Below are 9049 nucleotides of genomic sequence, written 5' to 3' on the forward strand. Positions count from 1 at the left end.
CAGTACGTCGCCACCAGCAACACCCGGTTCTCCAGCGGCAGCCGCCAGGGACGGCCGCGCTGAATGTCACCACCGCGACGCCGCACCAACGCGACCAGCCTGGTGAACTGCGACTCGGTCAGCCCGGTGAACGGCTCGATCCACTTCGGATCATCCGCTGAGATCACCCCACCCATGCCCAGCCAACGCACCAACCGCCCCACCGGTTACGGGACAACCTCTAGGCCGTGTTTTAGAACTGGGCCTGTGGCCATGCCTCATGCCGTGATGATCGCGGTGTGGGGCGTGGGGATCTCTCGGATGAGCAGTGGGCGGTGCTGGAACCGTTGTTGCCCGTTGGGCAGGTCGGCAGGCCGCCAGCGGGTCGGCGGAGACTGATTGACGGGATCCGCTGGCGGGTGCGAACCGGTGCTCCGTGGCGTGATCTGCCGGTGGAGTACGGGCCGTGGCAGACGGTCTACGGGCTCTTCCGCCGCTGGCAGCGGGCCGGCGTCTGGGCGGCGGTGCTGACCGCGCTGCAGGCCAGAGCGGATGCAGCCAGGCTGATCACGTGGGAGGTCAACGTCGACTCCACGATCTGCCGGGCACACCAGCACGCCGCCGGCGCCCGCCGGGAGGGGCAGGCCCAAAAGGAGCCGCCCGGCGGGGTCGGCTGCGAGCCGGACGACCACGGGCTCGGCCGGTCCCGGGGCGGCTGGACCACCAAGATTCACCTGGCCTGCGACCAGGACCAGCGACCGCTGTCGCTGCTGGTCACAGCGGGCCAGTGAGGAGACAGCAGCCCGCAGTTCGTGACCGTCCTGGAAGGCATCCGCGTGCCCCGGGCGGGGCGGGGCCGTCCGCGCAGACGGCCACTGCGAGTGCGAGCAGACAAGGCGTACTCCTCGCGCGCCAACCGCGCCTACCTACGCAGGCGCGGCATCCGGTGCACCATCCCGGAACCGGCTGACCAGTCTGGCCATCGCAAGCGCCGCGGAAGCAGCGGTGGACGTCCTCCGGTCTTCGACCGTGAGGACTACAAGGCCCGGCATGCCGTCGAGTGCGGCATCAACCGGCTCAAGCGCAACCGGGCGGTGGCCACACGGTTCGACAAACTCGCCCTCCGCTTCGAGGCCACTGTCCACATCGCCGCGATCAACGAATGGCTGTGACCACACGGGGCTGTCCGCCCCTCATGCCATCCTGACGAAGACATTGCGGCAACACGTCGGCACCAGGGGGACAACGGATCGTGGCGGCAACCTACTACTGCGCCGACAGCGAGAACGGGCACCACATCGACGACCCGTCCGAGGACGCCCTGTTCGACCTCATCAGCGAACTCGACGACGCGGACAACACGTTCATCGTCATCCAGCCCGACGAGGACGACCCCACCTGGTTCGCCTCCGTGGCCGTCTGCGACGCAGGCGGCTACGAGATCGTCCTGCGCGACAGCACACGCCACGAACACAAGGTCACCACCGACACAGACATCGGCGCGATCGCCAACGACCTCATCGTCTGGCTGGCCGGCCGCAACTTTCCCGGACGACCAATCCAGCACACCAGCACTTTCTAAAACACGGCCTAGACGGCGCGCCGAGTCGACGCCCGCGGCCCCGTCATACCGGTCACCGCGCCGAGCAAGGCCACGCGCCGAAACGGAAGGGTGAGGTGTCGCTCAGAAGGCGGAAGCTATGGGATGACAGTGAAGCCGTGTCTCGTCCCCAGGCGGGTCAGGGAGTCGCGCCCTGGAATGCCATCGGCATCCTTGCCTCGGTAGGAGCCGCCGGCTGCGCTGCGCTGCCATTCGGCGTAGGCCTGCACCGTTTTGGTTCCGAAGGAGCCGTCTGCGTAGCGGCGCTCAAGGAGCCCTTCAACGACGAGAGCGTCCTCCACTACCCGGACGTCTGCCGGGTGGGTGCGGTGGCCGTCGGCTCCGGAAGGATCCTTTTTGGCGGCCGATACGACGTGGGCGAGGCTCACCTTCAGTCCGGGCCGCCTTTCAGGCGGTGGCCCGTCCGTCGTGGACAGTACTTTCGCGGTGTCGATCGCTCCGGGGTCACCGTGGTCATTGCCAGGGACGTGGCAGTGGCCGAAGTGACCGCCTTTGGATTGCCAGAGGGAACGCGAGCGGGGAGCCGATCCTCCTGGGTAGGTGGCCGGAGGGCCGGCTGGCCATGCGTCGGGCACGTCCCAGGAGCGGATAGCAGTGAGGATCCGTTGCCAGCCGGGCTTGTCCCGCGGGTCCCAACCAGCGGTCCAGGGTCTGGCGGCGTGACCGAGGACCTCGATCTGGATGCAGACCCGGCCTTCCCGGTTGGTGCGGCGGGGGCCGTCGTTGCGCAGGGCGCGGGCCGAGTGATTGAGCGGGCCGAACTGCCCGACGCGGTCGGTGACCGGGCAGTAGATCAGGTGCGGTTCGGCAGCCACCTTGATCAAGTAGGAGGCGACCGCCTCGAGGTATTTGCCGCCGGCTGGGGACTCGGTGGTGTGGTGGACCACGCGGGGTGGATAGCCCGGGGTATCCATCGGGCCGCCGATCACGCCGTCGCCGAACCTGACCGCCTCCTCGATCCACAGAGCGCCCCGGTCGGGGACGGCCGTCTGGGCTGCGGCTCGCACCGAACCCTGGCCCACTGTCGGTTGTCGCTGACGCGGGGCTCCTAATGGGGCCGGGGTGGTCTGGCTGGGTTGGTACCAGTCCAGGTCTCCGTCCTGGCGCAGGACGAACACCGCCCCCGGGTGGCGCGGATGCTCGACGACGTGGCGAGCGGTATGGGGCAGGGCGGCGATCGCGCGGGCCTCTTGGAGGTGGTGTTCGTCGACGGTGCCGCAGTAGGTGACGGACCGGTCGGGGTGGATGACAGCGGCGTGAAAGGGGGGCATCACGGCTCCTGACGTGTTGTGCTGGTCGTCCCGCCATCCCTCAACCGGGGCAGGCGCGGACGACCGTGCGACCCGGGAGAACTCAGTGCGGGTGGACCTTGCTTGCTGGATCAGATGGCGGGTGCGTCGGTTCGCGTGTAGGTCAGGGTGTTGCTGGTGCCGGCGGGCGTGGTGGCGGTGACGGCGACCGGCCCGGCGGCGCCTGCGGGGGCCACGGCGGTGATCTGAGTCGGGGAGACCACGGTGAAGGAGGCGGGGGTGGAACCGAAGCGCACATCGGTGGTCGTCGTGAGGTTGCTGCCGGTCAGGGTGATGAGGGTCCCGGCGTGGGTGGGTCCCTGGGCAGGTGACAAGGAGCTGAGCGTGGGTGCTGACAGGTAGCTGTAGTTGAGGGGGTTGCTGGTGCCCCCGGGGGTGGTCACGGTCACGGCTGCGGCGCCGGCAGCGTGCGCTGGGCTCACCGCGGTGATCTGAGTGGCGGAGTCGACCGTGTAGGAGGTGGCGGCGATCCCGTCGAACCGTACAGCCGTCGCACCGAGCAGGTCGTTGCCGGTCAGCGTGACCGTGGTGCCGCCTGTTGCCGGTCCGGCCGCGGGCGCCAGGGCGGTCAGCGCGGGAAGCGCGGCGTAGAAGAAGTACGCGCTGGGATTATCGGGGTTGCTTGTGCCGCCGGGGGTGGTCACGGTGACCGCAGCGGCACCGGCCGCATGGGCCGGGGTCACCGCGGTGATCTGAGTACTGCTGTTGACAGTGAACGACGTCGCGGCGACGCCGTCGAACCGCACCGCCGTCGCACCGGTGAAGTCGGAGCCCGTCAGCGTCACCGTAGTGCCGCCGGCCACCGGGCCCTGATTGGGCGACAGGCCGTTGACGGACGGAACAGCGAGGTAGGTGAAGGTCAGGGCGTTGCTGGTGCCGCCGGAGGTGGTCACGGTGACCGCAGCGGCACCGGCCGCATGGGCCGGGGTCACCGCGGTGATCTGAGTACTGCTGTTGACAGTGAACGACGTCGCGGCGACGCCGTCGAACCGCACCGCCGTCGCACCGGTTAGGTTCGTGCCCGTCAGCGTCACCGTGGTGCCACCGCTCGCCGGTCCTTGTGTGGGCGACAGACCGGTGAGGGAAGGAACCGATGTCGACACGTAAGTGAAGGGGATTTGCTGCGTGCTGGTGCCCTGGCTGGTCGTGACGGTGACGTTCACCGTGCCGGTGCCGGACGGGCTCACTGCGGTGATCTGCGTACTGCTGTTGACAGTGAAGGAAGTCGCGTTCTTGCTCCCGAAGCGGACGGCTGTGGCACCAGTGAATCCAGTACCTGACACGGTCACAGTTGTACCGCCGGAGGCCGACCCCTGGTTGGGACTGACCGAAGAGACCACAGGGGCAACCATGCTTGTGAACTCCTTCAGAGAGGCAAACGGGCGGAGCGATCACGTACTGTGAGCCAGCTCTTGGTCCAGGGCTGGGCCCGTCCGGGCGGAGGGGGGCTTACCGCCCGGACGGGGACTGGTCGCCTCCCGGGAGGGAGGCCTACGGGTGGGTCAGATGCCGGGGCCGGCGACGTACGAGAAGCCGCCGACCGCGGTGTCGGAGCCGGAAGGGTTGGTCACCACGACATCGGCCGCTCCGGCAGTGCCGGGCGGGGTGACCACCGACAACGTGGTCGCGTTGATCACCGAGAACGGTGCCGCGACGCCGTCGAAAGTTACCGAGTCGGTGCTGTCGAGGTTGGTGCCGGTGATGGTCACCGCCGTCCCCCCCGAGGTCGGTCCCGACGTCGGGCTGATGGTGCCGATCGTCGGGTTGTCGACGTAGGTGTAGGACAGGCCGTTGTTGGTGCCCCCGGCGGTGGTGACACTGACCGACACCGGCCCGGCAGCGGCGCCCGCGGGCACCGTGACACTGAGAGAGCTGTCGGAGTTCACCGTCGGCGTCGCGGTCACCCCGCCGAAGTCCACACTCGTCGCGGTGGACAGGCCGGTGCCAGTGATGGTGATGGCGTTGCCGCCGGCCAGCGGCCCGGAGGACGTACCCAGGGAAGACTTGAACGGCGCGCCGACGTAGAAGAACGGCACCGGGTTACTGGTTCCGCCCGGCGTGGAGACCGTGACCCCGACCGTGCCGGTCCCCGACGGGGCAACCGCAGTGACCTGAGTCGGCGAGACGTTGGTGACGTTGGTGGCCGGCTTGTTGCCGAATATCACGGCGTTGGTGTTGGACAGGTTCGTGCCCGTGATGGTCACCAGCGTCCCGCCACCGGTGGAACCCTGAGTCGGAGAGATAGGCATGACAGTACTCCTCGCTGCTTGATGGGGACATGCGAGGAACCAGCAAGGCCGGCCAGCTACCGCCAGCAACTCACAGAAACAACCCCGCCAACAGCCAACCGATGGGGACCGGCTGCCGCGTCAGGCATGGTGAGCACCGCCTGGCAGCGTCGAGGCGCTATGGAGGAACTCCAGATACATGCCCCGGTCCCACGGCCCGGCGTGCGCACGGCACCTGCCATCTCCCGTGGACAAGGAGAAAACCGGCAAGCGCTGCCTGTATCCGTGTTCCCCCGGCACGGGGATGGGCAGCCCGCCGGTTCGCACTCTTAGTGACCCACAGGTCCACCTCAGCGACAAGAGTCCGTCAACGCGCATCACCCGAACGGAGTACCTCACCCACCTGCCAATCGGTACTGAGGCCGGATAGAGGTACGCATCCGAAGGGCGAACCAGCTGATCGCTGGAACGGTGGAGCCAGGGAGGATCGCTTGCGTCCTGCGAGCCCGGGGTCACGTCCGCTGGAGTGGTGTATCGACGGCCACTCGATGATCTCCTCTTTGAGGCTATGCGGTGAGTTCGGTGGGTAGGACGGTCTCGTCGGCTTCTGATTCGATCGGGTGGAGGCGGGCCTTGGCGAGGAGTTCGCGGCCCATGTAGCGGCGGGCCTCGGTCCACTCGTCGTTCTTCTCGGCCAGAACCGCGCCGACGAGCCGGATCACGGCGGTGCGGTCGGGGAAGATGCCGACCACGTCGGTGCGGCGGCGGATCTCCTTGTTCAGCCGTTCCTGCGGGTTGTTCGACCAGATCTGCCGCCAGATCTGGCGCGGGAAGGCGGTGAAGGTCAGCAGGTCATGCTGGGCGGCGTCCAAGTGGGCTGCTGCTTTGGGGAACTTCGCTTCCAGCGCGTCCAGGACGTGCCGCATCTGGGCCTCCACGGCGTCGGTGTCGGGCTGTTCGAAGATGGTCCGCAGCAGTGTGGCCACCCAGGGCTGGGCCGACCTGGGGACCTGGCTGAGCAGATTGCGGGCGTAGTGGGTCCGGCATCGCTGCCACGATGAGCCGGGCAGACGGCACCGATCGCGTCGACGAGGCCGGCGTGGGCGTCGGAGATGATGAGCTGGACGCCGGTGAGGCCGCGGGCGATGAGCGAGCGCAGGAAGGCGAGCCAGCCGGCGCCGTCCTCGGGGCGACGTCGATGCCGAGGATCTCGCGGTGTCCGGCGGCGTTGACGCCGACCGCGATCAGTGCGTGGACGTTGATGATTCGGCCGCCTTCGCGGACTTTCTGGGTCAGTGCGTCGACCCAGACGAAGGCATACGGCCCGGCGTCCAGGGGCCGGTTGCGGAAGGCGGCGACCTGCTCGTCCAGGTGCTTGGCCATCGCGCTGACCTGGGACTTCGACAGCTGGGTGACGCCGAGGGTCTCGGCGAGCTTCTCGACCCGCCGGGTGGAGACCCCGAGCAGGTAGGCGGTGGCGACCACCGAGATGAGGGCCTGTTCGGCCCGGCGACGGCGTTCGAGGAGCCAGTGCGGGAAGTAACTGCCCTGCCTCAGCTTGGGGACGGCCAGTTCGACGGTGCCGGCGCGGGTGTCCCACTCGCGTGGGCGGTAGCCGTTGCGGTGGTTGACGCGTTCGTCGCTGCCCTGCCCGTATTCCGCGTTGCAGAGGGCGTCGGCCTCCGCGGACATGAGCGCGTCGGCGAACGTCTTGACCATCGCGCGCAGCAGATCGGCACTCGCCGCGGCGAGGTTGTCTTCCGCGAGGGCGTGCAGGGGCAGACTGTCGGGTGCGGTCATCGTGCTGATCTCCTTCGAGCTTCGACATCTCGAAGATCAGCCGGTGGCCGTTCGTCTATGCGGGCACCATCCCGATGCCGGAGCAAACCCCCGGAGTCAGGTCGAATCCGTACACCACTTCTCAGGACGCAACCGACGCAACTTGGGGCAAACCTCAATGCCCTCGGCTCTGGCAAGACCGCCGCAGCGGCTGTTGTTCCAAACCGGCCGGCAGAGCAAGCTCCTTCAGTAACCGGGAGCGGAATCGGCCCAGAACGCTTCAACGTCCATGCTCCCGCGAACGAGCGGAGGTTCCAGCGCGACAGGTGGCACACCTCCACACAGAACGAATGACCCGACATGCGCCCGCGTCCATTGGATCAACCCGCTGCGCCTTCGGCATTCCACGAGACGAAAAGCCCTCACCGTCAAGCCAGTTACCACAATAAGCCGACACAGTTTCCGGGAGAGACGGACACAGCTCCTTGCAGGGGGGCGCAAACAATGCGCTGCTCCGTTCGTGTGAGGGACTCAGGGGCCCCTTGCGGCTGTTGCGACGGCAATGGATTACTGGAAGCGGATCTAACCGGTGGGCCGCCCATTCTCGCCGGGGGATGCGGCAGTCGGATCAACCATGGCTTCCCCGGGAGAAGCACGGTGACCACCGGCACACCGCGATGGGCACTCCCGGAGAGAAATTAGATCCCCCTCAGCCGGTGCCGTTCGCGGCGCCGGCTGAAGCGGCTCGCATCACGCTCCGTGTCCTGCTGTTGTGTCCGGTCTGATGCCACGCCGAACCAACTCGCAGTGTGTTGCACCGCCAGCTGCCGCGGGATGCGGCACGTGAGTCAACTGAGCGTTTTCAGAGTGGCCACTGATCGAGTGACGGTGCCGACGTCCGCAACGCACGAGGCTCCTGTGCCGTTGAGAAAGGTGTTGGACGTCTCAACTCATCAGCGCAGGAGCCTCGTTGGTTCCCCATCCTGCCGCACTCGACCTCCCGCACGCCTTGGTCGAGTGGGTAACCATGCTCATCGTCACCCGTGAGGGTGACCGCCGCTGCAAGCTCCCGCCTCACCAGCGTGCTCTCGTCGGCCTGATCTACCTTCGCAGGCACGACACGCTCGCTCAGATCGCCGCCGGTCTCGGCATATCCGTCGGCACCCCACGCCTACGTGACCGCCGTCGTCGGCCATCTGTCCCGCCGGGCGCCCGGGATGCTGCGGGTCCTGCGGGAGACGGATCCCGATCACGTCCTGCTCGACGGAACGCTCGCCGAGTGCGACCGGGTCGGTGACAGCCGGGCCGACTTCTCCCAAAAGCACCGCCGCCACGGCGTGAACGTGCAGGTTGTTGCCGACCCTGAGGGCAAGCTGCTGTGGATCTCGCCCGCACTGCCCGGCCGCACCCACGACCTGACCGCGGCCCGCACCCACCGCATCATCCGGATCTGCGAACGCCAGGGCGTGCCCGTCCTCGCCGACCGCGCCTACATCGGGGCCGGCTCCTGGGTGACCACGCCGATCAGACGTCTTCCGCACCAGGACCTCACCGCGACCCAGCGGACGATCAACCGGGCCCTGTCAGCGGCACGAGCACCGGTCGAACGAAACGTCGCGAGACTGAAGTCCTGGCGCGTCTTCCGCAGAACCCGCTGCAGCCCCAACCGCATGACGGTCATCGCCGCCGCCGTCCTCACCCTGGAGCGTCAACGCTGAAACGCTCACTGACCGCGAGGTCTATAAGCAGCTCAACACCGTCGAAAGGTGCATCAACCGCCGGCAGCGGTGGCGAGGGTCGCATCCGCTACGAGAAGACCGCCACCATCTACTTGGCCGGACTCCACATCGCAGGCCTCTTTCTCTGGTCCACCCGATGATCCAAACGGTACCGCTTAGCGAGCTCGTGCATGGTAGGCGTTGAGACGTCGAGGATGACGGCGGGGCGCAGTGCTCACATCTGCCGTGTCGGAATCAGGTCTGCTGTCTGCTGATGGGACAGCAGACCGGCGACGGCTTGAACGATGTCGCTGATGTGCTCGCGGCGGCCAAGGTGGCGGGCGAGAGCCCGCCAGTTTTTCAGGTGGGCGATGCCGTGCTCGACGCGAATACGCCGTGACGAATGCGCCTTGC

Annotated in this window: 4 protein-coding genes and 4 pseudogenes; 3 read left to right on the forward strand and 5 right to left on the reverse strand. The window is 67.6% G+C overall.

Features of this window, described 5'->3' with window-relative positions; genetic code table 11:
• Positions 1-176, reverse strand: a pseudogene (locus tag ACFPZJ_RS39570) (IS5/IS1182 family transposase); the annotation flags it as partial.
• Positions 177-278: 102 nt separating this feature from the next.
• Between ACFPZJ_RS39570 and ACFPZJ_RS39575 the strand changes: the two are divergent.
• A pseudogene (locus ACFPZJ_RS39575) lies at positions 279-1151 on the forward strand (IS5 family transposase).
• Between the two features lie 80 nt (positions 1152-1231).
• On the forward strand, positions 1232-1561 hold the full coding sequence (locus ACFPZJ_RS39580; protein ID WP_381031911.1) for a hypothetical protein: 330 nt from the start codon (positions 1232-1234) through the stop codon (positions 1559-1561).
• 116 nt (positions 1562-1677) lie between these two features.
• On the opposite strand, the gene ACFPZJ_RS39585 is transcribed toward ACFPZJ_RS39580, so the two are convergent.
• The 4 genes and pseudogenes from ACFPZJ_RS39585 to ACFPZJ_RS39600 all read right to left on the reverse strand — a co-directional run bounded on the left by ACFPZJ_RS39585 (position 1678) and on the right by ACFPZJ_RS39600 (position 6938).
• The gene (locus tag ACFPZJ_RS39585) at positions 1678-2871 is read right to left on the reverse strand and encodes a peptidoglycan-binding protein LysM (protein ID WP_381031912.1); all 1194 of its coding nucleotides are present in this window, start codon (positions 2869-2871) and stop codon (positions 1678-1680) included.
• Positions 2872-2981: 110 nt separating this feature from the next.
• Positions 2982-4193 (reverse strand): IPT/TIG domain-containing protein, encoded by a 1212-nt coding sequence (locus tag ACFPZJ_RS39590; protein WP_465269694.1) that lies wholly within the window; start codon positions 4191-4193, stop codon positions 2982-2984.
• A gap of 219 nt (positions 4194-4412) precedes the next feature.
• Positions 4413-5159, reverse strand: a complete 747-nt coding sequence (locus ACFPZJ_RS39595) for an IPT/TIG domain-containing protein (protein ID WP_381031916.1) — start codon at positions 5157-5159, stop codon at positions 4413-4415.
• Positions 5160-5704: 545 nt separating this feature from the next.
• Positions 5705-6938, reverse strand: a pseudogene (locus tag ACFPZJ_RS39600) (IS256 family transposase).
• A 949-nt stretch (positions 6939-7887) separates the two neighbouring features.
• Between ACFPZJ_RS39600 and ACFPZJ_RS39605 the strand changes: the two are divergent.
• Positions 7888-8635: pseudogene (locus ACFPZJ_RS39605) on the forward strand (transposase).
• Positions 8636-9049 lie beyond the last annotated feature (414 nt).

Source organism: Streptomyces bullii (genome assembly GCF_042657145.1).
GTDB classification, from domain to species: domain Bacteria; phylum Actinomycetota; class Actinomycetes; order Streptomycetales; family Streptomycetaceae; genus Streptomyces; species Streptomyces bullii.

What these genes read in the sequence shown, in the direction of transcription:
- ACFPZJ_RS39595 (WP_381031916.1), bottom strand. Translation starts at nt 5,159, where the DNA reads ATGCCTATCTCTCCGACTCAGGGTTCCACCGGTGGCGGGACGCTGGTG.
- ACFPZJ_RS39585 (WP_381031912.1), bottom strand. Translation starts at nt 2,871, where the DNA reads ATGCCCCCCTTTCACGCCGCTGTCATCCACCCCGACCGGTCCGTCACC.